Origin of the sequence: Pedobacter sp. WC2423 (assembly GCF_040822065.1) — a bacterium.
GTDB lineage: Bacteria > Bacteroidota > Bacteroidia > Sphingobacteriales > Sphingobacteriaceae > Pedobacter.
On the sequence record NZ_CP162005.1, the window covers coordinates 5,641,100 to 5,663,626 of the forward strand.

The 22,527-nt window shown below is 41.6% G+C and carries 17 protein-coding genes; 14 read left to right on the forward strand and 3 right to left on the reverse strand.

All coding sequences use genetic code 11. The features are described from left to right. Positions 1 to 35: 35 nt before the first annotated feature. The 6 genes from AB3G38_RS23680 (at position 36) to AB3G38_RS23705 (ending at position 14,858) form a co-directional block, all read left to right on the forward strand. Entirely contained in the window at positions 36 to 7,628 is a 7,593-nt protein-coding gene (locus AB3G38_RS23680) for a YDG domain-containing protein (protein WP_367866163.1), read from the forward strand. A gap of 11 nt (positions 7,629 to 7,639) precedes the next feature. Continuing rightward, positions 7,640 to 8,533, forward strand: coding sequence for a PorP/SprF family type IX secretion system membrane protein (locus tag AB3G38_RS23685; protein ID WP_367866164.1), 894 nt, complete (start codon positions 7,640 to 7,642; stop codon positions 8,531 to 8,533). A gap of 179 nt (positions 8,534 to 8,712) precedes the next feature. Further along, on the forward strand, positions 8,713 to 9,063 hold the full coding sequence (locus AB3G38_RS23690; RefSeq protein WP_367866165.1) for a hypothetical protein: 351 nt from the start codon (positions 8,713 to 8,715) through the stop codon (positions 9,061 to 9,063). Positions 9,064 to 9,168: 105 nt separating this feature from the next. Beyond that, positions 9,169 to 10,305 carry an efflux RND transporter periplasmic adaptor subunit gene (locus AB3G38_RS23695; RefSeq protein ID WP_367866166.1) on the forward strand — a complete coding sequence of 379 codons (1,137 nt, stop codon included), beginning with the start codon at positions 9,169 to 9,171 and terminating at the stop codon, positions 10,303 to 10,305. 18 nt (positions 10,306 to 10,323) lie between these two features. Further along, the gene (locus tag AB3G38_RS23700; RefSeq protein ID WP_367866167.1) at positions 10,324 to 13,479 is read left to right on the forward strand and encodes an efflux RND transporter permease subunit; all 3,156 of its coding nucleotides are present in this window, start codon (positions 10,324 to 10,326) and stop codon (positions 13,477 to 13,479) included. Continuing rightward, positions 13,476 to 14,858 carry an efflux transporter outer membrane subunit gene (locus AB3G38_RS23705; protein ID WP_367866168.1) on the forward strand — a complete coding sequence of 461 codons (1,383 nt, stop codon included), beginning with the start codon at positions 13,476 to 13,478 and terminating at the stop codon, positions 14,856 to 14,858. Before AB3G38_RS23700 ends, AB3G38_RS23705 begins: the two co-directional genes overlap by 4 nt. A gap of 1 nt (position 14,859) precedes the next feature. On the opposite strand, the gene AB3G38_RS23710 is transcribed toward AB3G38_RS23705, so the two are convergent. Together AB3G38_RS23710 and AB3G38_RS23715 are read right to left on the reverse strand one after the other, a co-directional pair. Continuing rightward, positions 14,860 to 15,729 (reverse strand): lysophospholipid acyltransferase family protein, encoded by an 870-nt coding sequence (locus tag AB3G38_RS23710; RefSeq protein ID WP_367866169.1) that lies wholly within the window; start codon positions 15,727 to 15,729, stop codon positions 14,860 to 14,862. A 194-nt stretch (positions 15,730 to 15,923) separates the two neighbouring features. After that, positions 15,924 to 16,625: a murein L,D-transpeptidase family protein gene (locus AB3G38_RS23715; RefSeq protein WP_367866170.1), complete on the reverse strand. Its 702-nt coding sequence runs from the start codon at positions 16,623 to 16,625 to the stop codon at positions 15,924 to 15,926. An 88-nt stretch (positions 16,626 to 16,713) separates the two neighbouring features. Here AB3G38_RS23715 and AB3G38_RS23720 point away from each other — a divergent pair, with 88 nt between their 5' ends. The 6 genes from AB3G38_RS23720 (at position 16,714) to AB3G38_RS23745 (ending at position 20,464) form a co-directional block, all read left to right on the forward strand. After that, on the forward strand, positions 16,714 to 17,529 hold the full coding sequence (locus AB3G38_RS23720; RefSeq protein ID WP_367866171.1) for an alpha/beta hydrolase: 816 nt from the start codon (positions 16,714 to 16,716) through the stop codon (positions 17,527 to 17,529). A 15-nt stretch (positions 17,530 to 17,544) separates the two neighbouring features. Next, positions 17,545 to 18,015 carry a RidA family protein gene (locus AB3G38_RS23725; protein ID WP_367866172.1) on the forward strand — a complete coding sequence of 157 codons (471 nt, stop codon included), beginning with the start codon at positions 17,545 to 17,547 and terminating at the stop codon, positions 18,013 to 18,015. An 88-nt stretch (positions 18,016 to 18,103) separates the two neighbouring features. After that, entirely contained in the window at positions 18,104 to 18,709 is a 606-nt protein-coding gene (locus AB3G38_RS23730; RefSeq protein WP_367866173.1) for a Crp/Fnr family transcriptional regulator, read from the forward strand. 61 nt (positions 18,710 to 18,770) lie between these two features. After that, positions 18,771 to 19,661 (forward strand): pirin family protein, encoded by an 891-nt coding sequence (locus AB3G38_RS23735; RefSeq protein WP_367866174.1) that lies wholly within the window; start codon positions 18,771 to 18,773, stop codon positions 19,659 to 19,661. A gap of 41 nt (positions 19,662 to 19,702) precedes the next feature. Continuing rightward, complete coding sequence (locus AB3G38_RS23740) at positions 19,703 to 19,984, forward strand: GNAT family N-acetyltransferase (protein WP_367866175.1); 282 nt, start codon at positions 19,703 to 19,705, stop codon at positions 19,982 to 19,984. Between the two features lie 12 nt (positions 19,985 to 19,996). Beyond that, a complete protein-coding gene (locus tag AB3G38_RS23745; protein WP_367866176.1) occupies positions 19,997 to 20,464 on the forward strand; it encodes a DUF1572 family protein in 468 nt (155 codons plus the stop codon). Between the two features lie 81 nt (positions 20,465 to 20,545). Here the strand turns inward: AB3G38_RS23745 and yiaA are convergent, their stop codons facing one another. Next, the gene (gene yiaA, locus AB3G38_RS23750) at positions 20,546 to 20,965 is read right to left on the reverse strand and encodes an inner membrane protein YiaA (protein ID WP_367866177.1); all 420 of its coding nucleotides are present in this window, start codon (positions 20,963 to 20,965) and stop codon (positions 20,546 to 20,548) included. Between the two features lie 131 nt (positions 20,966 to 21,096). Between yiaA and AB3G38_RS23755 the strand changes: the two genes are divergently transcribed. Then, positions 21,097 to 22,104: an alpha/beta hydrolase gene (locus AB3G38_RS23755; protein WP_367866178.1), complete on the forward strand. Its 1,008-nt coding sequence runs from the start codon at positions 21,097 to 21,099 to the stop codon at positions 22,102 to 22,104. Between the two features lie 126 nt (positions 22,105 to 22,230). Next, entirely contained in the window at positions 22,231 to 22,479 is a 249-nt protein-coding gene (locus AB3G38_RS23760; RefSeq protein WP_367866179.1) for a hypothetical protein, read from the forward strand. Positions 22,480 to 22,527: the final 48 nt, after the last annotated feature.

Consider the following 22,527-nt stretch of genomic DNA (forward strand, 5'->3'; position numbering starts at 1 on the left):
TAAATATATAATTAACGCTCTTAATCCATCATACCATGGAAATCTTTATTCAAAGGATAATCAAAGGCATGCTCTTGTCTTTGATTATCCTGACCAGCATTAGTTATAATGCTGACGCGCAAACTTGTACCTTTGGAAAAGGGGACGTGATCATCACTGGTTACGATCTTCAGGACGGGGGTACCCCATCAGGTCAGGACGACCGGTTCTCTTTCTTATTATTACGCCAGATACCGGCGGGTACAGACATCTTCTTTACTGATTTTGGCTGGACTTCGTCAAATGCGTTTCAGCCTGAAGCTCAGGCGACAACGGATGGTGTAATTAAATGGACTTCGGATAAAAGCTATCCTGCAGGGACAGAAATTTACGTATTCTGCAAGTATCAGTTACTGGCTTTCGACAAAACAAATGCCCCGGCAGGAACTGTTACAGGCATTGTTGAATCGGTAGCAACCAGGGGAAACCCTGTTGGGCCGAATCATCAATACATGAGCCTGGGTATATTCTCAGGTGATCAGATTTTTGCTTTTACAGGCAGTGTGGCAACACCAACGCTGCTTGCTGGTATTAGTATGAACCATGACAATGGTGGTGGTACTAGTGGCTGGGATGCTACTTTAACTGCAGGTACTTTTGCTGCTGACCGTTCTGTACTGCCTCCTGCACTGGCAAACGGAGCACAGAATTTATCTATTGTTTCGCATACTGATGGTGGAGACCCTACTTTTAATACAGGATTTACTGCACGCTACAGATTGACATTACCAGGTATTACATCGGGTACTCCAGCTGTAATTTTAACGCAGCTAAATAATGTTGCTAACTGGGAGGTAAAAGATGACGGTACTTCTTTTTCGCCTTTCCTTGCTGGTGAAACGTTTACGGTATCTGGCGCATCGTTCACTGCAAATCCAGCAGATAAACTGAGTCAGTGTGCTGGATCAGGTACCAGTTTTACAGCTACTGCTGCCAATTTTTGTTCTTTGAAATGGCAGTTGAGTACAGATGGGGGAACAAATTATGCAGATATCGCTGATGCTGGTGTTTATTCGGGTTCAGCCACAGCAACACTTACTATTTCAAATGTTAATGGCTTAAATAATAACAGATACAGACTGAATGCAAATGGTTCCTCAGGGATAGTCAGCTCGACCGGCGCACTCTTAACTTTATCCAGCCAGGTGATTAATTTATCACCAGTACTGGCTTCGGGAACTTATAAGACAGCTTACAGTCAATCTGTAACAATTGCATCGGGCGGAGGAGCACCTTATGTATACAGTCTGGCTTCTGGAACTTTACCTGCTGGTTTAACTATTTCTTCGGCTGGGGTTATTTCAGGTACGCCAACAGCTGCTGGTACTTTTAATTTTACTGTTAATGTGACTGGTGCCTGCGTAAGTTCAGGTTCACAAGCTTTTTCACTGGTCATTGCACCGAAAGTGGTCACTGCAACATTTGCTGCGGTCACTAAGGCTTATAATGGAGATGCAGTTGCTAACGTAGTTTTTAATCCTCTTGATGCAGGAAGCGGAGTAGTAGCACCAGACGTAGTCAGTGTAACTTATACTTCAGCGGCTTATAATACTGCAGGTGTGGGAATTAATAAACCGGTAACTTTAACCGGTCTGGCTTTAACGGGTGCTAACAGTGCATCCTATACGTTAAACCCCGTAGTCGTTACAGGTACGATTACAACTGCTACTATTGTTCCATCATTGGTCTTACCTATTACTAAGGTGTATGATGGGAATACAACAGCCGCATTAACAAGTGCAAATTATAGTTTTACGGGGAAGGTAGGTGCAGAAGATGTTGCTTTAAACAATCCTGCCACCGGAACTTATGCGTTAAAGGATATTGGTAACCGTTTAGTGAGTGTTACCGGGTTAACCCTTACCGGAACAAATGCAGCTAACTACACGCTCTCCACTACAAGTATCAGTGCGACGGGTACAATTACTGCGGCTACTATTGTTCCATCTTTAGTGGTACCTATTACTAAGGTGTACGATGGGAATACAACAGCTGCACTGACAGGTGCAAACTATACTTTTACAGGTAAAGTAGGTGCGGAGAACGTAGCTTTAAATAATCCTGCTACCGGAACTTATGCACTTAAAGATGCCGGCAACCGTTTAGTGAGTGTGACTGGTTTAGCGCTTACTGGTACAGATGCGGGTAACTATATACTTTCTACAACAAATGTCAGTGCAACAGGAACCATTAATCAGGCAACTATTGTACCAGTACTTGCAGGAACAATCACCAAAGTATATGATGGCAATACCACAGCTGCATTAACAGGTACTAATTATAGCTTTACAGGTAAAGTTGGCGTAGAAAATGTCGCTTTAAATAATCCTGCTAACGGAACTTATGCGCTTAAAGATATCGGCAACCGTTTAGTCAGCGTTACTGGTTTGGCGCTTACTGGCACAGATGCTGCAAATTATACACTTTCTACAACGAGTTTAACTGCTCCGGGTACGATTACTGCAGCAACCATTGTACCAGTACTTGCAGGAACGATTACCAAGGTTTATGATGGTAATACTACAGCAGCATTAACAGGTTCAAATTATAGTTTTACAGGTAAAATTGGTACAGAGGATGTGGCGCTGAATAATCCTGCAGCTGGGGCTTATGACCTGAAAGAAGCAGGTAACAGAACGGTAAGTGTGAGCGGAATCACTTTAACGGGAACTGATGCGGCGAATTATACACTTTCCACTACGAGTTTAACTGCTCCGGGTACGATTACCGCAGCTACCATTATACCAGTACTTGCCGGAACGATTACCAAAGTTTATGATGGCAATACCACTGCTGCATTAACAGGTGCGAATTACAGCTTCACTGGAAATATCGGTGCGGATGTGGTGGCGCTGAATAATCCTGTAACAGGTGCTTATGATCTGAAAGAAGCAGGCAACAGAACAGTAAGCGTGAACGGCATTGCCTTAACAGGTGCTGATGCGGCGAACTATACGCTTTCCACGACGAGTTTAACTGCTCCGGGTACGATTACCGCAGCTACCATTATACCAGTACTTGCCGGAACGATCACCAAGGTTTATGACGGCAATACCACTGCTGCCTTAACAGGTACGAACTACAGCTTCACTGGAAATATCGGTGCAGATGTGGTGGCGCTGAATAATCCTGTAACAGGTGTTTATGATCTGAAAGAAGCAGGCAACAGAACAGTAAGTGTGAGCGGCATTGCCTTAACAGGTGCTGATGCAGCGAACTATACGCTTTCTACCACTAGCTTAACTGCTCCGGGTACGATTACCGCAGCTACCATTATACCAGTACTTGCCGGAACGATTACCAAGGTTTATGACGGCAATACCACTGCTGCGTTAACAGGCGCGAATTACAGCTTCACCGGGAATATCGGTGCAGATGTGGTGGCATTGAATAATCCTGCAGCCGGAACTTACGACCTGAAAGAAGCAGGCAACAGAACAGTCAGCGTAAACGGCATTACTTTAACAGGTGCTGATGCAGCGAACTATACACTTTCTACGACGAGCTTAACTGCTCCGGGTACAATTACCGCAGCTACCATTATCCCGGTACTTGCCGGAACGATTACCAAGGTTTATGATGGCAATACCACTGCTGCGTTAACAGGTGCGAATTACAGCTTCACTGGTAATGTCGGTGCGGATGTGGTGGCAATCACCAATCCTGCTACAGGAACTTATGACCTGAAAGAAGCAGGCAACAGAACAGTAAGCGTAAACGGCATTGCGTTAACGGGTGCTGATGCAGCGAACTATACGCTTTCTACCACGAGCTTAACTGCTCCGGGTACAATTACTGCGGCTACTATTATACCAGTACTTGCCGGAACAATTACCAAAGTTTATGATGGCAATACCGCTGCTGCGCTGACGGGTACGAACTACAGCTTCACTGGAAATATCGGTGCAGATGTGGTGGCGCTGAATAATCCTGTAACAGGTGTTTATGATCTGAAAGAAGCAGGCAACAGAACAGTAAGTGTGAACGGCATTGCGTTAACGGGTGCTGATGCAGCGAACTATACGCTTTCTACAACGAGCTTAACTGCTCCGGGTACGATCACTGCGGCTACCATTATACCAGTGCTTGCCGGAACAATTACCAAAGTTTATGATGGCAATACTGCTGCTGCGCTAACAGGTGCGAATTACAGCTTTAGCGGAAATATTAGTGCAGATGATGTGGCACTGAATAATCCTGCAGCTGGAACTTACGACCTGAAAGAAGCAGGCAACAGAACAGTAAGCGTGAGCGGCATTACCTTAACAGGTGCTGATGCTGCGAATTATACGCTTTCTACAACGAGCTTAACTGCGCCGGGTACAATCACTGCGGCTACCATTATACCAGTGCTTGCCGGAACAATTACCAAAGTTTATGATGGCAATACTGCAGCTGTATTAGCTGCTGCGAATTACAGCTTTAGCGGAAATATTGGTGCAGACGATGTTGCACTGAATAATCCTGCAGCTGGAACTTACGACCTGAAAGAAGCAGGCAACAGAACAGTAAGCGTGAGCGGAATTACCTTAACAGGTGCTGATGCTTTAAATTATACGCTTTCTACTACGAGCTTAACTGCTCCTGGTACGATTACCTCAGCTACCATTATACCGGTACTTGCAGGAACGATCACTAAGGTTTATGACGGCAATACTGCAGCTGTATTAACTGCTGCGAATTACAGCTTTAGCGGAAATATTGGTGCGGATGATGTTGCACTGAATAATCCTGCAGCTGGAACTTACGACCTGAAAGAAGCAGGTAACAGAACGGTAAGCGTAAGCGGAATTACTTTAACAGGTGCTGATGCTGCGAACTACACCATTTCAACCACAAGTTTAACTGCTCCGGGTACAATTACCTCAGCTACCATTATTCCAGTGCTTGCTGGAACGATTACCAAGGTTTATGATGGCAATACAACTGCTGCACTGACGGGTTCAAACTATAGCTTTACTGGAAAAATTGGTGGGGATGATGTGGCGATAACAAATCCTGCAGCTGGAACTTATGACCTGAAAGAAGTGGGGAACAGAACGGTAAGCGTAAGCGGAATTAACTTAACAGGTGCTGATGCGGCGAACTACACCATTTCAACAACAAGTTTAACTGCTCCGGGTACAATCACTTCGGCTACGATTATCCCTGTCCTGGCAGGAACGATTACCAAGGTTTATGATGGCAATACAACTGCTGCACTGACGGGTTCAAACTATAGCTTTACTGGAAATATTGGCGCAGATAATGTAGCCTTAAATAATCCTGCAGCTGGAACTTATGACCAGAAAGAAGCAGGTAACAGAACAGTAAGCGTGAACGGCATTACCTTAACAGGTGCTGATGCTGCGAACTACACACTTTCTACTACAAGTTTAACAGCTCCGGGTACAATTACCTCAGCTACGATTATCCCTGTACTGGCAGGAACGATTAGTAAGGTTTATGATGGTAATACGACTGCTGCACTGACGGGTTCTAATTATAGCTTCACTGGAAATATTGGCGGTGATGATGTGGCTTTAAACAATCCTGCTGCCGGAACTTATGACCTGAAAGAAGTGGGCAACAGAACAGTGAGTGTGAGCGGTATTACCTTAACAGGTACTGATGCTGTGAATTACACCATTTCTACAACAAGTTTAACAGCTCCGGGTACGATTACCTCAGCTACGATTATCCCTGTACTGGCAGGAACGATTACCAAAGTTTATGATGGCAATACGACTGCTGCACTGACGGGTTCGAACTATAGCTTCACTGGTAAAATTGGTGCTGACCAGGTAGCGATCAACAATCCTGCTTCCGGAACTTACAACCTGAAGGATGTAGGCAACAGAACAGTAAATGTGAACGGAATTGCCTTAACAGGTGCTGATGCGGGTAATTATACACTTTCGTCGACCAGTCTTACTGCTCCGGGAACAATTACTGCGGCAGCAATTACACCTGTACTTGCTGGTACCATTACCAAGGTTTACGATGGTAATGCAACGGCAACTTTAACGGGCGCTAACTATAGCTTTACTGGCCAGGTAAGCGGAGAAAATGTAACCTTGAACAATCCTGCTGCCGGAACTTATAACAATGCATTGGTTGCAACAGGTAAAACAGTAACCGTGAACGGAATTACACTGACCGGAACTGATGCCGGTAACTATGTACTGACTACAACTAGTTTGACAAGTGCAAATGGTGTGATTACTGCTCAGCCTTTAACAATTACGGCCGATAACAAGCAAATGATACAAGGTACTGTTGTACCAGTGTTAACCTTAACCTATAGCGGTTTTGTAAATGGAGAAAACAGCAGTGTATTGCTTACGCCTGCTAATTTAAATACTACGGCTACCAACAGTTCGGTAGCAGGTAATTATCCGATTACGGTAAGTGGGGCAACAGCAGCCAATTATGCGATTACTTTTGTGAATGGAATATTGACGGTAAGTCCGGGTGTACCTACAAGTATCAGCCTTGCTGCGGTGCCATTATATGAAAACAAACCTGCGGGAGCTTTGGCGGGAACATTAAGCAGCACCTCGCTTGATCCGAATGCAGTTTTCACTTATACACTGGTGAGTGGTAGTGGAGATACTGACAATGCGTTGTTCACGATTACCGGTGATCAGATAAAAACAACTGCAAGTCTGAGCTACAAACAGAAATCAGCTTACAGCATTTTAGTGAGAAGCACAACTCAGTATGGTTTAACGCTGGATAAACAGTTTACGATTAACCTGATTGATGTAAACGAAGTGCCAACATTGAATCCTATTGCTGATGTGACGCAATGCAATACGACCAGCAGACAAACTATTGCTTTAACAGGGATAACTCCGGGCCCTGAAACAAGTCAGACTACGACACTTACTGTACGTGCCGATAAACCGGCTATGTTCAGCGACCTGAGTGTAAGCCAGGGTACTGGTGGGAATGGAACATTGACTTACCGTTTAGCTAACCAGACTGTTTCGGGAACTGTAAATATTACAGTGACTGTAAAAGATAACGGTGGAACAGCAAATGGAGGAGTGGATACTTACAGCAGAACTTTTGTACTGACTGTTAATCCATTGCCGGTGTTGAGTATTGTTTCTTCAGCAGGTTTGGAAATATCGAAAGGTATAACCACTACATTGACTGCAAGTGGCGGTACAAGTTATGTATGGGCTGATGCTGCAGGCATAATCAGCGGACAAAATACGGCGGTTCTGACTATCAGGCCATCACGTACTGCTTCTTATACGGTTACAGCATTGAATGCTTCGGGTTGCAGCAGCACACAGTTGATTACCATCAAAGTGCTGGATGATTACAGAACTATTGATGCAACGAATATTATAACACCTAACGGGGATGGGGTGAATGACAAATTCATCATCAGAAATATTGATATGTATCCTGATAATGTGGTTAAAATATTTGACCGTGCTGGAAGACTGCTTTATACTAAACAAGGATATGATAATAGCTGGGACGGAACAATTAGTGGTAATCCTTTAAGTGAAGGTACTTACTTCTATGTATTGGATTTTGGTGACGGCAGAGGCAAGATTAAAGGCTTCATTACGCTGGTAAGGAACAATTAATAATTAAAGTTATGAAAAGGAATATAGCAATATGGGGATTGATGACGGGGCTGTTTTTATTTACTGCTAAACAGTCTAAAGCACAATTAAATCCGCTGGCAGCAATGTATTATCAGAATCAATATCTGGGTAATCCTGCAATGGTTGGAATTGACAGAGGTCTGTCTTTTAACCTGGGTTATCGCGCACAATGGAATGGAACACCTGGATCACCTGTTACCCAATCGGTAACAGGTAATTACGGGGTTACTGATAGAATGGGATTAGGTATTAACGTGAGTAATGACAAAATTGGATTGCAGCGCTGGACAAGGGCAGTAGGATCTTATGCGTATCATTTACCACTGAATGGAAATGGAGATCAATTACATTTTGGTTTATCTTTTGGTTTTTCGAATGAAAGACTGAATGAAAACCTGGTTAATGGTGATCCGACTGATGTGGGTATCAGTCAGTATAACCAGCGATCGACTTATGTTGATGGAGATTTTGGTATTGCTTATACGGCAAACAGACTTACTTTACAAGCTGCATTACCTAATCTGAAAAGTGTTTTTCATAAAAATGACCTGAATAATCTGTCGGATCAGGCTACTTTCTATACCGCAGCTAGTTACCGGTTGTCACTCAGCGAAGGTGAAGAAGGGGTCGATGTTGAACCTAAAGTGGCTTTAAGAGGTGTAAAAGGATACAAAGATATATTTGACGCAGGTGCAAATCTTGTTTTTGCCAATAAAAGAGTCAATGTATATGGCCTGTACCACTCTACAGAAAGTTATACTTTCGGTGTGGGGATGCAATACCAGGGATTGAACCTCAGTGGTTCATATACTTCTGGTACTTCGGCATTAAGAGGTTACGTGGATGGTAATTTTGAACTGAGCTTAAGGATTCGCGTGTTTTAGCAGCTTATGGCAGCATAAATAAAAAATTAGTAAGATTGCAAATGTGGGTTATGTTGTTTTAGGTATAAAATACTTAAGGTAACATAGCCCACATTTTTTTTATAGTCTGCAGTATTCAAACAAATTTTTTAAATATATTTGAACCTTTAAGACCTTGTACAGTCTATCTTTTAATGAAAATGCAAAAAGCACTTAATACCTTAATTAAATTCACCCTGATGCTGGTCATTATTTTTGGCTTAAACGGAAGAGTGATTGCAAGGTATGCAGATGGTTTTTTTCATAAAGGAGCTTCAACTGAAATCGGAACTTTAAAAACTCCAATGTGCAGAGCTAGTGTTGTGCATTGCAGATTACTTTATTCTGAACAGGATTTTCAATCGGTTGTATTACCGTCTGCCGGATTTAAAACGGATTTAGTACCGCCTGTTCTCGTGGTAGTAAAGGCATATCAAGTATTATATACCACCAAAAGTCTGAGTGGCCATGAATTTCAGCTCCTCCCATTACGGGCTCCGCCTTATTGCTAAAATAGTTTAATAAGCGGACCTGATTTCTCCGTTTCCTTTTTTTAATTCCAGTTAACTCCATCTATGTTAATCTGGTAATCTTGTATATAGTCAATTTTATTGGCTATGACTCTTTCTAAAGACGACATGAACATTTTCAAAACTCCTTTAGCCATACTGGCTTCCCTGGTTATCTTTTCCTCTTGTGGAAATCATAAAAAAGATAAAACCGCCGATCAGGTTAAACCATATCCTGTAGTTACACTCTCGCCTCAAACCGCCAATATTTATACTGATTATCCTGCAACCATACAGGGAATACAGAATATTGAGATACGTCCAAAAATAGATGGATATGTAGCAGACATTTTTGTGGATGAAGGTGCATCAGTAAAAAAAGGGCAATTGCTCTTTAGAATTAATGCCCCGCAATATGAGCAGGATGTGAAAACAACAGAAGCCAATATAAAAATAGCACAGGCAGATGTGAATGCGGCACGAATGAATGTTGATAAGGTAAAGCCACTGGTTGATGAAGATATTGTGAGCCCTTATCAGCTTGAATCAGCAAAATATACACTGGAATCGAAACAAGGTGCGCTTGCACAAGCTAACGCAGCAATGAATAATGCGAAAACAAACCTGAGCTATACCCAGATTTTTAGCCCGGTAGATGGTGTAATCGGTATCCTTCCTTATAAAATTGGAAGTTTGGTGAGCAGCACCACTGCCAATCCGCTGACTACAGTATCAAATATTGAAAGTATTTATGCTTATTTCTCTATTAATGAAAGACAGGGGCTTGACTTTTTCCTCGCGGCCAAAGGAGTGACCATGCAGCAGAAATTAACCACTTTACCTCCGGTTAACCTGGTGCTTGCCAATGGGAATATACTGCCGGCTGCGGGAAAAGTTGAAACTGCAAGTGGTTTAATTAATGCCCAGACCGGGTCTATCAATATGAGAGCAACTTTTCCTAACCATGATGGACTGGTGCGCAGTGGTAGCAGCGCTGTAGTCAGGATTCCCAGAAAAATGAATTCAGCTTTACTCATTCCACAGAAAGCTACCTATCAGATTCAGGGAAAATTATTTGTTTATGTAGTAGACAAGTCAAACAAAGTGAATTCTGTGGAAATTACAACTGCGGCCAGTACTGATGATGCCTATGTAATTCAGAAAGGATTAAAAGCAGGTGACAGAATAGTAGCAGACGGTATTTCGAACCTGAGAGAAGGGCTGGAAATTAAACCAACAAAATAATTTAAGAAATATCAGCATATGTTAAAGCTATTTATTGAACGTCCGGTGTTATCAACCGTGGTCTCTATTATTATAGTGACCCTGGGGATACTCGGACTTGTTTCCCTCCCGATTTCCCAGTATCCTGATATTGCACCCCCAACTGTACAAGTATCGGCCAATTACAGCGGTGCAAATGCAGATGTGGTACTAAAAAGTGTAATTGTACCTCTTGAACAGCAAATCAACGGGGTCGAAGATATGGACTATATTACCTCTACTGCCGGTAACGACGGATCAGGAAATATAACCGTAAGTTTTAAAATTGGCAGTGACCCGAATATGGCAGCTGTTAATGTGCAGAACGCTGTTTCGCGCGCTACCCCACTATTACCTCAGGAAGTAACTAAAGCCGGTGTTACTGTTCAGAAAAAACAAACCAGTACGTTGTTGATCTTTTCGGTTTATAGTGATAACCCGGCTTATGATCAGACCTTCCTGCAGAATTATGTAGATATAAATATTATACCTGAAGTGAAAAGGATTCAGGGGGTTGGTGATGCTTCTGCCTCTGGCCAGATGGATTATTCGATGCGGATCTGGCTTAATCCCCAGGCTATGGCTTCTTATGGGCTGGTACCAGCAGATGTGACTGCGGCTCTTGCTGATCAGAATATACAGGCCGCTCCAGGACAGTTTGGAGAGCGCGGAGGACAGGCTTTTCAGTATGTGATCAAATATCCGGGTACACTGGCAGATACCGCACAATTTGGAAATATCGTGATCCGTTCCAATGACCGCAGCCGTTTGTTAAGGCTTAAGGATATTGCCAGGATACAGCTCGGTGCATTAAGTTATTTTAACAGCACAAGGACTAATGGTCATCCTGCGGTATCTATTAACGTAGCACAGGTAGCAGGTTCAAATGCGCGTGAAGTGATCCAGCAGACACTTAAAGTAATGAATAAGGCTTCTCAAACTTTTCCCAGGGGCATACATTATGTCGTTTTGCAGAGTGTCGATGACTTTTTAACGGCCTCTATTGAGAAGGTACTGCATACCTTACTGGAGGCATTTATACTGGTTTTTGTGGTCGTCTTCGTCTTTTTACAGGATTTTCGTTCTACACTTATTCCGGCTATTTCTGTACCTGTTGCCATTATAGGGACATTTTTCTTCCTTAAATTATTTGGCTTTACCATTAACTTACTGACACTCTTTGCCCTGATTCTGGCGATTGGTATTGTGGTAGATGATGCAATTGTCGTCGTCGAGGCAGTGCATGCCAAGCTGGACAGTGGTTATACTTCAGCTAAAGAGGCCAGTATTGATGCTTTGGGTGAAATTTCAAGTGCAATCGTTTCTATTACTTTAGTGATGTCTGCTGTATTTATTCCTGTCAGCTTTATCAGCGGATCATCGGGCGTGTTTTATAAGCAGTTCGGACTTACGCTGGCTATTGCGATCATCTTGTCGGCAATTAATGCTTTGACACTTAGCCCTGCGTTATGTGCGCTGTTTTTAAAGAGTCATCATGAAAAAGGAAAGGCAAAAATGAGTTTCATGGAGAAATTCTATACTGCTTTTAATACTTCTTTCGAAAGGATGAGTAATAAGTATGCGAATACGATTGCTTTTTTTAGCCATAAAAAATGGATCCCGCTTTCGATATTAGCATTTTTTATGGCCGCCTTGTTTTTCCTGGCCAAAAATACAGCAACAGGATTTGTACCGAATGAAGATTTGGGGGCAGTCAATTGTAACATTACTTTGCCGCCAAGTGCTTCGCTGGAAAGGACTGATGTGGTGACCCGTAAAATAGAGAAACTGGCACATACGATTCCGGAAATCAATAATGTACTGGCTATTACAGGCCGCGGACAATTGTCTGGAACGGGAAGTAATTATGCGACGGTTGTGATGCGGCTTATTCCATGGGATAAGCGAAAAAGAGACGTGCAGGCGATTATCAGTGAACTGATCAAAAAATCGGCTGATATTACAGAAGCTGAAGTAAAGTTTTTTGCGCCGGCTACTATTCAGGGTTTTGGAACAACCAATGGTTTTGCTTTCCAGTTGCAGGATAGAACTGGCGGAGAGATCCCTGCCTTTTATAAGGCAAGTAAAGATTTCCTATCGGCCTTGTCTGAACGACCTGAAATACAGTTTGCAACGACCTCTTTTAATCCTAATTTCCCTCAGTACCTGATGAACATGAATGTGCCAAAGATTAAAGAGGCAGGGCTGAATGTAGTGGATATTACTGCTGCGATGCAAGGTTATTTTGGTGGAATTTATGCTTCAAATTTTAATCAGTTCGGACAGCAGTTCCGGGTTATGGTACAATCATCACCGGAATACAGGATGACTCCTGAAAGTTTGAATGGTGTTTTTGTACGCACACCTGATGGACAGATGGTTCCGGTAACGGAGTTTTTCTCCTTGACGCAAACTTATGGGCCACAGGCGATCACGCGTTTCAATTTGTATAATTCGATCAGTATTAACGGCACGCCCAATGCTGCCTATAGTTCGGGACAAGCCATTGCTGCAATACAGGAAGTGGCTGCGAAAACCTTACCTGCTGGTTATAGTTATGAATATTCGGGGATTACCAGGGAAGAGCTTGCCGGAAACAGCCAGACGATTTTCATCTTCCTGCTTTGTTTGATCTTTGTTTATTTACTGCTGAGTGCGCAATATGAAAGTTACCTGTTGCCATTGTCTATTCTGCTGACTATACCTGTGGGTACTGCCGGAGCTTTTATGTTTGCCCATTTATTCGGAATCAGTAATAATATTTATGTCCAGATTACCCTGGTCATGCTGATTGGGTTGCTGGCTAAAAATGCGATTCTGATTGTAGAGTTTGCGGTAGAAAGAAGACGCTCGGGCATGGAGATTACAGAGGCTGCGGTGAAAGGCGCGCAGGCAAGGCTCAGACCGATTTTAATGACTTCATTCGCCTTTATATTGGGATTGGTACCCCTGATGCTGGCTACAGGTGCGGGTGCCAATGGTAACCGTTCGATCGGAGTTGGAGCTGTTGGCGGGATGCTTATCGGAACAGTTTTCGGTTTATTTATTACACCTACTTTATTTATTGTGTTTCAGACGCTTCAGGAGAAGTTGAAGAAGAAACCCGATCACAAATCATCAATGGCGCTATCTGACAAAAAAGAAATAAATAAATGAAACGATACTTGAAAATTTATCTGCCCGTTTCCGGGTTGATTATGGTGTTATTCGCTTCCTGTAAAGTCACTAAGCCTTATCAAAAACCGGCTGTGGATCTGGAAGGTTTATACAGAGCACATGTAGCTGCGGATACCATCACCATTGCCAATTTGCATTGGAAGGAGATGTTTACGGATACTTTATTGCAAAAACTCATTGGGGAAGGCATTCAGCGGAATCTGAACTTGCAGGCTGCTTATTCCCGTATCCGGCAGTCTAAAGCATACTTTGAACAAAGCAAACTGGCTTTTTTACCTTCTTTGAATAGTGATGCCAGTGCAACAGCAACAGGCTCCTCTAATCAGAGTCGGGTGAAAAGTGTTATTCCTTACCAGTACCAGGCAGAATTGACTACAAGCTGGGAGGCTGATTTATGGGGTAAACTGAGCAGCGCCAGGCGGGCTGATTTAGCTTCCTTATTACAGGCTGAAGCAAATGGGAGAGCGGTTCAGACCGAGCTGGTTGCCAGTATTGCAACAAGCTATTACCGGTTACTGGCTTTGGATGATCAATTGTTGATTACACAGCAAAGTTTGAAAAACTGGCAGACTACTGTTGATATCATGAAAAAGCTGAAAATCGCAGATGTGGTAACCGGGGCAGCGGTTGTACAAAGTGAATCCAGTAAATATGCTGTCGCAGTTACTATTCCCGATCTGATGCAATCGATCCGGGAAACTGAAAATGGGCTGAACTTATTACTGGGCAATGTTCCGGGGCCTGTTTTGCGTAGTAAGTTTGATCAGATTCATCCGGTTGCTTTATTGCAAACTGGTGTTCCTGTGCAATTATTAGCTAACAGACCTGATGTACAGGCAGCGGAATATGGTTTTAAGAATGCTTTTGAACTGAGCAATGTGGCGCGTACTTATTTTTATCCTTCGCTGACCATTTCGGCGGCCGCAGGGTATACAAGTTTTAGCAGTTTCTTTGGCCCGGGATCATGGATCAGCAGTTTAACTGGTGGGTTAATGCAGCCTGTATTTAATAAAGGAGCGAACAAAACGAGGTTAAAAGTAGCTTTGGAACAGCAGCAGCAAGCAGTATTAAGTTTCCAGACGGCTATATTGACTGCCGGACAGGAGGTTTCGAATGCGATGTATTCTTATCAGAAAGCTTCGGAAAAGAAAATTACCAGGGCGAGCCAGTTAGAGAATCTGGAAAAATCTGTTCAGTATACACAGGCTTTGGTCAGGTACGGTTCTGCAAACTATACGGAGGTACTCACTGCGCAGCAGAGTTTTCTGGCGGCACAGCTGAGCCAGGTCAATGATCAGTTACAACAATTACAAGCTACTGTATCTTTATACAGAGCATTAGGCGGAGGGTGGAAGTAAGCTAATACTTCCACCTTTTGTGCGACCATAACCAGTAGGATGGAGCTGTTCTGATGGTCTGTTGAAGCTGGCTGGCAAAACATCTGGTAATTTCCTGGTTACTGGTTTCTTTTGGAGATTCAGTAATCAGGGAAAAACTTATTTCCCAGCAGTGATCTGGCTTTCTTTTCATTTCCAGGTAAACAACTACAGCATTAGTAGCAATTGCCAGCTTTTCTGCACCGTTAAACATATTCGTTGATTGATGCAGGAAATCAAATTTCTCCTGTTCACAGCTACCGGGAAACTGATCTGCAATGAAAATGGACAGTTGTGGTTTATCCTTTTGTTTCAAAATATGTCTGAGTGCCTGGTTTGCTGGAATAAGCAGCATCCCGAAACGTCCTCTTACATGATGAACGAGCTTGTTCATCAGTGGATTAGAAAGTGGTTTGTAAATCGCATTTACTGTAAAAGGGAGTTGGACGGGAAGTATATTCAGATATTCCCAGTTGCCATAGTGCCCCAGAACAGCAATAATGTTCCTGTTTTGCTGATGATATGTGAATAATAATTCTGCGTTCACTAATTGCACTTTTTTATCGAGTGTATATCTGCTGACTGAGAAAAGTTTAATGGTTTCAATGGCCATGCACACCAGGTGTTTATAAAATTCCTTTGCAATTTGCCGGATCTCCTGATAAGATTTAGCAGGCAGGGATCTGGAAAGGTTTTGCAGTACCACGCTGTAGCGGTACCTGAATACCCTGTAAGAAATAAAGTAAAGAAATTTTCCAATTGTTGGTGCTGCAATGGAATACGGGAGCAGGCTGATCAGGTAAACCGGAAAAAAAACAAAAGGATACAGCTGGTTGAAAAGTTTATTCCTCACAAGATTCATGGACAATTTTTAATAGATAAATAACTACGATAATCGCCAGAACAAGGGCAATCGATAGAAAGCCGCTGAACATAATGCATGGATGAATATGACCTGTCATAAGATTACTAAATTAGGTTGTAAATTTTCTTGTAATTTAATCTTGTGACAACCTGGTTTGATTTTACCCTGATCCCATATTGAAATTAAATAGTACTATTTTTATAATTCTTAAAATTGTCGTAAGCTAGTTGTAAGGTCTTCCAGAATATTTTATGCTGTGGGAAGACTGCCGTTTTTTTGTTCATGTTTTCCTTTGTCATTTTAAAAGGAAAGATATGAACAGGAATTTTTACTTGTCCGTTGTTACTGGCTTCCACAGCCATTACGTAAATTTCTTTGATTTTATCATCGGTTAAAGGGATGCAGCCTACGGTAAGCTGGTTACCATGAATATAAATATCAGAACCAGGATCCTGCCGGCCGCTCCTTAACAGATCAACTGCATTCGGATAATTAATCCTTAAGGATAAATAGAACCGGCTCTCCGGATTAAACCGGTCAATAAAATAGATTCCTTCCGGAGTCTGCAAATCATCTTTTTTAGTTTTTGGCCCTAAAGTGCCTGAATGTGCGCTAAAATCATAAGTCTTGAACAAGCTGTATTTAGCCTGATTGCTGTTTCTCAACCAGACTTCTAATTTGCCTTCGCTTTTGTAAGCTTCGATATGTATTTCAAATTTATCCTTAAAACCTTTTTGTTGCAGTTCCTGCTTTAAACCTGCCCATTTCTGTGTATATGCAGTTTTTACCCGCTCAAAAGTGAGTTGCTTTTGTTTGAAGTTATTTTGAGCGGATAAAGAGCGGGTCATCGCGAATAGTAAAATAAAGGTGAAAATAATTCTCATAGCAGGTTTTGTAATTTCTCCCGTTTCATCAACATATGTAAATGTTTTGCAGATAAATTAGGCAGTACTTTGCTGCAAATTAAGAAATATGAAACAATTATCAGGGCTTTTAATCGCACTGCTGTTTGCAGGTTCTGCGTTTGCAGCAAAAGTAGATACAGTATCCGTTTATAGTACGGCGATGAAAAAGGATGTTCGCTGTGTTTTTATCACACCGGATCAAACAAAAAATATCAAAAAATTCCCGGTCGTTTATGTACTGCATGGTTACAGTGGAAATGCAATCAGGACTATCAAACAGGATATCCCGGATCTGGCAGTACAGGCAGATACTTATCAAATGATTTTTGTACTTGCAGATGGCGGGTTTGATAGCTGGTACTTTGATAGTCCGGTTAATACGCAATTACGGTATGAAACTTTCCTGAGTAAAGAGCTTGTAGGATATACCGATAAAAATTATCCTTCGCTGGCCAGAAGAGAAAAAAGAGCTATTTATGGCTGGAGCATGGGTGGTCATGGTGCACTTTTTATCGCGATACGTCATAAGGACTTGTTTGGGGCAGCCGGCAGTATTTGCGGGGCAGTAGATTTCACGCCCTTTACAAGTGGGTATGGGATTGAAAAAAGCCTTGGGATTTATACCAGTCATCAGAAAGCCTGGGAAGAGCATACGGTGAACTATAATGTGTCTTCTTTAAAAAATAATGAATTGAAGCTGGTGATTGATTGCGGTGTGGATGATCCTTTGCTGGAAGTAAACAGGGCTTTACATCAAAAACTGATCAAACTTAAAATAGCACACGATTACATAGAGCGTCCGGGTGCACATAATAAGGCTTACTGGTCTAAGGCTTCCGCTTTTCAATTGCTATTTCTACATCATTATTTCATCCAGTCTTAAGCTATTTATTCAATTATGAAAATCATTCAATCGTTATTAATTATGACAACAGCAGGTTTATTAACTCAACAAGTTATTGCACAGGAAATTACTAATCCCAAAGGGTTATATGACCCTCGTCCGCATGGTTATTCTCATGTAGCTACTGTACCGGCTAACAGTATACTCGTCTTTGTTGCCGGACAGGCAGGAACAGATCATCAAGGAGAATTGAGTACGGATTTCAGAACACAGGTAAAGTATGCTTTTGAAAATCTGGCCATTGCATTAAAAAGTAAAGGGCTCCAAATGAAACACATTGCTAAATTGACGACACTGGTTGTCGGTTATGATGCAGATAAACACAAAATACTGATTGAAGAGGGGAAAAAAGTATGGCCTGATGAGCAGTTCCCGGTTAATACGCTGATTCCGGTTTCAGGACTTGCTTTGGATGGGATGTTAATTGAAATTGATGCCACTGCGGTGATGGGCGAAGTTAAGTAAACTGGAAATAGTTGATAAAGACATTCAACAGGTGTTGTTTTGACGTCAAATAAGCAGATAATGGCTGCGTAACCCGCTTATATCCGGAATGAAAATACCACCTTTGTATTTTGTAGATACCAGGATGGATTCATTCATTAAAGCATTAAATAGTTACGCGCCGTTATCTGCGGCGTGTATAGCAGAGTTTGTCAGAATAGTTCGGCGTAAAACTATTCCAAAATACGAATTTCTGCTCAGAGAAGGCAGTATTCCAAAAACAGTTGCTTTTATTAAAAAAGGTCTTTTCTCTTATTATTATACTACAGAGGAAGGTAATATTGTCATTAAGAAGTTTTTTGCTGAAAACTCATTTGTTGCTTCCACCTCGGCTATGCTTCAAAAGGAACCCGGCATATTTAATATTTACGCGCTTGAAGATGCAGAAGTACTGGAGTATGATTTCTCTTCTTTCCAGCAGCTGATTGCAAAGTTTCCTGAGCTGGCTATTTTCTATAGTAAATATATGGAAAAGCATTGGGTTGTAGCTAAAGAGGTTTTGGAAATTACAGCAAAATATCAAAATGCAAAGGAGCGTTATCTAAGTTTTACGGTCATGTATCCTGGTTTGAGTGAACGGCTTAAGCAACATCATATCGCTTCTTACCTTGGAATCACGCCAACGCAGTTAAGCCGCATCAGAAAAGAATTATAGTTTAAGATTTGCAAGGAAGCAATTAATCCTATCTTAGATCTATTAAAAAACAAGAATTAAGATGTCAAATATTAAACTGATTATAGAAGAAAGAGCAAGCAATATTGGCAATTTTATGGTAGGCAGGCTTTTACCTTTCCGCGAGAAAAGAATGGTAGGGCCATTTTCTTTTATTGATCACATGGGCCCGGTTTGTTTAAGTGACCATGAAAATCTGGATGTACCTCCTCATCCGCATATTGGCCTTTCGACATTAACTTATCTTTTTGAAGGCAGCATCATGCATAAAGATAGTTTAGGTAACGAAGTAGAAATTAAACCTGGTCAGGTAAACTGGATGACCGCAGGCAGCGGGATCGTACATTCGGAACGCACACCCGGGTATTTACGCCACTCGGATAAAATGTTGCACGGACTTCAGATTTGGGTAGCTCTTCCAAAAGATAAGGAAGAAATGGCTCCTGAATTTTATCATATAGAGGAGAATGAAATGCCGGTGTGGGAGTTTGGCGATGTCTCTTTTAAACTAATCGCGGGAGAGGCCTTCGGTCAGAAATCTCCAGTACCTGTTTTCAGCCCGCTTTATTTTCTGGAATTGAAAACAACAACCCGGCAGACTGTTAAAATTGGTGAATTTCTGTATGGCGAAAGTGCTTTATATATCCTGGAAGGGGCTATTGAAAGTGAAGGAAATGTTTATGGGCCAAAACAGATACTGATAGCTAAAGAAAGCCAGCTTTGTGAATTTGAAATGCACGAAAATACAACGGTATATATCTTTGGCGGAGAACCATTTCCTGAAGAAAGATTTATTTACTGGAATTTTGTGGCTTCCAGCAGAGAAAGGATTGAACAGGCAAAAACCAGGTGGCTGGAGCAGTCATTTCCTCCGGTTCCGGGCGAAACAGAATTTGTTCCACTTCCGGAACAGGGCAGACAAATCAGGCCTTAAGTTTGTCAATTAACTCATAACTTCTGATAAAAACGAATAAGATGAATATTGAACAGATTAACGAGGAGAAAAAGGGGCTTTTTAAAGCCGTAGAAGATGATAAAGTGGCGGGAGAAATGACTTATGTATGGGCGGGGCCGGACAAGCTCATTATTGACCATACCGAAGTTAGTCCTGATTTTTCAGGAAAAGGGGTAGGTAAGAAGCTGGTATTGGAGGCTGTGCAATATGCAAGAGCTAAACAGGTGAAAATTCTTCCTTTGTGTCCTTTTGCCAAAAGTGTTTTTGATAAGAATCCAGATTTACAGGATGTCCTGTTTTAAAAAATAATAAATATGAATACTGAATTTTATACGCAATTATACAAACGTGATATCGTCAGAGTTACTGAGGAACTGAAAAAGTATCCCGATGATCAGTCTTTATGGGAAGTATTACCGGGAACGACTAATTCGGGTGGTAATTTATTACAACACCTGCTTGGTAATTTGAAAACATTTATAGGTAATCCTTTTGGACAGCTTAATTATGAAAGGAACCGGGATGCAGAATTCAATGACCGCCTGTTTACCAAAGAAGAGCTGATCGTTGAATTTGATCAGTTGTCAGCAGTGATTGGAGATGCAATTTCCACCCTGACAGCTCAAAGTCTGAACGCAGATTATCCTGCAGCAATAAAGGTGGTTAATGAGGAACAGACTGTTGAATATGTTTTGATACACCTTTTGGCCCACTTATCTTATCATACCGGGCAGATTAACTATCACAGACGCTATTTCACAACGCTGAAAGCATCAGTTTAACGATTTTAAAAGGGGTTGGTGAAAAAGAAGACCTGAATCCGGTAAGAAATGTAAATCCTTATCTGATTCAGGTCTTTTTAATTAGAAATTAGTAGTGTCGCCAGTTGTTTTAGGCTCAGCACCAATACTGTCCCTGGTATTCTTCTGTACAGCAATAGCTGCGAAAATTGTTAAGACAAATGACATGGCATAAAATCCTTTTTCACTTAGCGCAAGTGTTGCGTTCCACAAGCCTATTGATAATAGCGCAAGTGATAGAATAGTGCAGAACCAGGCTATTCCATAATAAATATTGGTTACCGGAATTCCTTCCAGGCGATCGCGTACGCATTTTTGTACGGATATAGCAGCAAAGACACCTAAAATAAGGATGGTAAAGTAATATCCTTTTTCGTTTAATAACATGGTTGCATTAAAAAGGCCAATGTTATAGGCTGCAAATCCTACCATTAAAGCTACCCAGGAAGCTCCTACAAATGCACTCGATGGTTTTTGGTTCATTGATCGTGAGGTGATAATTGTTGATAATTTCAAGTTAATTGAACAAGTATAATTAATTGTCACTATATCTGACCGGTTTAATTTTAATAAATTAAAAATGCTAATTTTGATACGGTCACAAAACGCTTGTTATGAAAATTCTTATAGGTCTGGGAGTACTGATACTTCTGCTGGTAGTTGTTTATTTTTCAGGTCCTAAGCCTGCTGCTCCGGTTTATGTAAATACATTGCCGGAAGTTCCGGCGCAGCTTACAGCACTCGAAACCTACATTAATCAAAGAGAAGCAAAGCTGCCAGTAAAAACAGCTAATGAAGCAAGAATTATCTGGGCTGACAGTACGCATAAAGAGCAGACTGAATATGTTTTAATTTATCTGCATGGATTTACTGCAAGTCAGGGTGAGGGAGAGCCCGTACACCGTGATTTTGCTAAAAAATTCGGTTGTAACCTTTACCTGAGCCGGTTGGCAGGCCATGGGCTGAAAGGTGAGGATGCTATGCTTGAATTTACACCTGAGAAACTATGGGCTTCTACGCTTGAGGCTTATGCGATTGGTAAAAAACTGGGCAAAAAGGTGATCCTCATGGGAACTTCTACCGGAGGTGCACTGGCGCTCAGGTTGGCTGCGAACTTTCCTGAAATCAAAGGAGTTATTCTTTATTCCCCTAATATTGCAATCAATGATGGCTCGGCCTGGTTAACTAATAAGCCATGGGGACTTCAGCTGATCCGGAAAGTAATGGGCGGCATGTATTCGAAAAAAAGTGCTGATACAGATCCAAAAGTACTTCAGTACTGGTATAGCCAGTATCGCCTGGAGGCTGTTCCGCAATTACAGGAATTTATAGAAACTTCTAATACCAGGCAAACCTACGAACAGGTTAAACAACCGGTATTGATGTTGTATTATTATAAGGATGAACAGCACCAGGATAAAACGGTAAGGGTAGATGCCATGTTAAAGATGTTTGATGAATTAGGTACACCTGCTGCACTTAAAGTAAAATCTGCGATTCCTGAAGCGGGCACTCATGTAATTGCTTCTCCCTTATTAAGTAAAGGAGTACAAGCTGTGGAGTCGAAGACTTTCAGCTTTGCCACTGACGTACTCGGTATGAAAGCTGTTCCTGGAAGATGATGGGGAAAGTTGTTTTTTAACATTAACCTTGAGTTGATGTAAGTTAAATGGTAGTTGGCGTATTAAATTTCTTATTACAGTTAATTATATAAATATTTATTGAACAATAAATATTTATATAATATTATGAGACTTTTACTGATGCTATTTGCTGTAATTATATTTATCAGTGCAGGATGCAAACAAACGACCGATTCTTTTACCTTTGATAGTGTAATTGGGATGGCTTATTCAAATCTGACCACTATAAACCAGATTGATACTACTGATAAAGCCGGAAAAACTAAAGATTTTAAGCCTGTTAAACCTAAAAAAGGGTGTCGTAAGGTTGATTCCTGCAATAATAAGGTGAATTGTTATCTTAGGGTAATGTAGGCTTTACCTTTTGATTTTATCCAGCTGATATTTTACTTTTTTGAGCTC

Bases quoted from the DNA above. Each gene is read 5' to 3' on its own strand.
- AB3G38_RS23680 (WP_367866163.1), top strand. From the start codon at position 36: ATGGAAATCTTTATTCAAAGGATAATCAAAGGCATGCTCTTGTCTTTG.
- AB3G38_RS23685 (WP_367866164.1), top strand. From the start codon at position 7,640: ATGAAAAGGAATATAGCAATATGGGGATTGATGACGGGGCTGTTTTTA.
- AB3G38_RS23690 (WP_367866165.1), top strand. From the start codon at position 8,713: ATGCAAAAAGCACTTAATACCTTAATTAAATTCACCCTGATGCTGGTC.
- AB3G38_RS23695 (WP_367866166.1), top strand. From the start codon at position 9,169: ATGACTCTTTCTAAAGACGACATGAACATTTTCAAAACTCCTTTAGCC.
- AB3G38_RS23700 (WP_367866167.1), top strand. From the start codon at position 10,324: ATGTTAAAGCTATTTATTGAACGTCCGGTGTTATCAACCGTGGTCTCT.
- AB3G38_RS23705 (WP_367866168.1), top strand. From the start codon at position 13,476: ATGAAACGATACTTGAAAATTTATCTGCCCGTTTCCGGGTTGATTATG.
- AB3G38_RS23715 (WP_367866170.1), bottom strand. From the start codon at position 16,625: ATGAGAATTATTTTCACCTTTATTTTACTATTCGCGATGACCCGCTCT.
- AB3G38_RS23720 (WP_367866171.1), top strand. From the start codon at position 16,714: ATGAAACAATTATCAGGGCTTTTAATCGCACTGCTGTTTGCAGGTTCT.
- AB3G38_RS23725 (WP_367866172.1), top strand. From the start codon at position 17,545: ATGAAAATCATTCAATCGTTATTAATTATGACAACAGCAGGTTTATTA.
- AB3G38_RS23730 (WP_367866173.1), top strand. From the start codon at position 18,104: ATGAAAATACCACCTTTGTATTTTGTAGATACCAGGATGGATTCATTC.
- AB3G38_RS23735 (WP_367866174.1), top strand. From the start codon at position 18,771: ATGTCAAATATTAAACTGATTATAGAAGAAAGAGCAAGCAATATTGGC.
- AB3G38_RS23740 (WP_367866175.1), top strand. From the start codon at position 19,703: ATGAATATTGAACAGATTAACGAGGAGAAAAAGGGGCTTTTTAAAGCC.
- AB3G38_RS23745 (WP_367866176.1), top strand. From the start codon at position 19,997: ATGAATACTGAATTTTATACGCAATTATACAAACGTGATATCGTCAGA.
- yiaA (WP_367866177.1), bottom strand. From the start codon at position 20,965: ATGAACCAAAAACCATCGAGTGCATTTGTAGGAGCTTCCTGGGTAGCT.
- AB3G38_RS23755 (WP_367866178.1), top strand. From the start codon at position 21,097: ATGAAAATTCTTATAGGTCTGGGAGTACTGATACTTCTGCTGGTAGTT.
- AB3G38_RS23760 (WP_367866179.1), top strand. From the start codon at position 22,231: ATGAGACTTTTACTGATGCTATTTGCTGTAATTATATTTATCAGTGCA.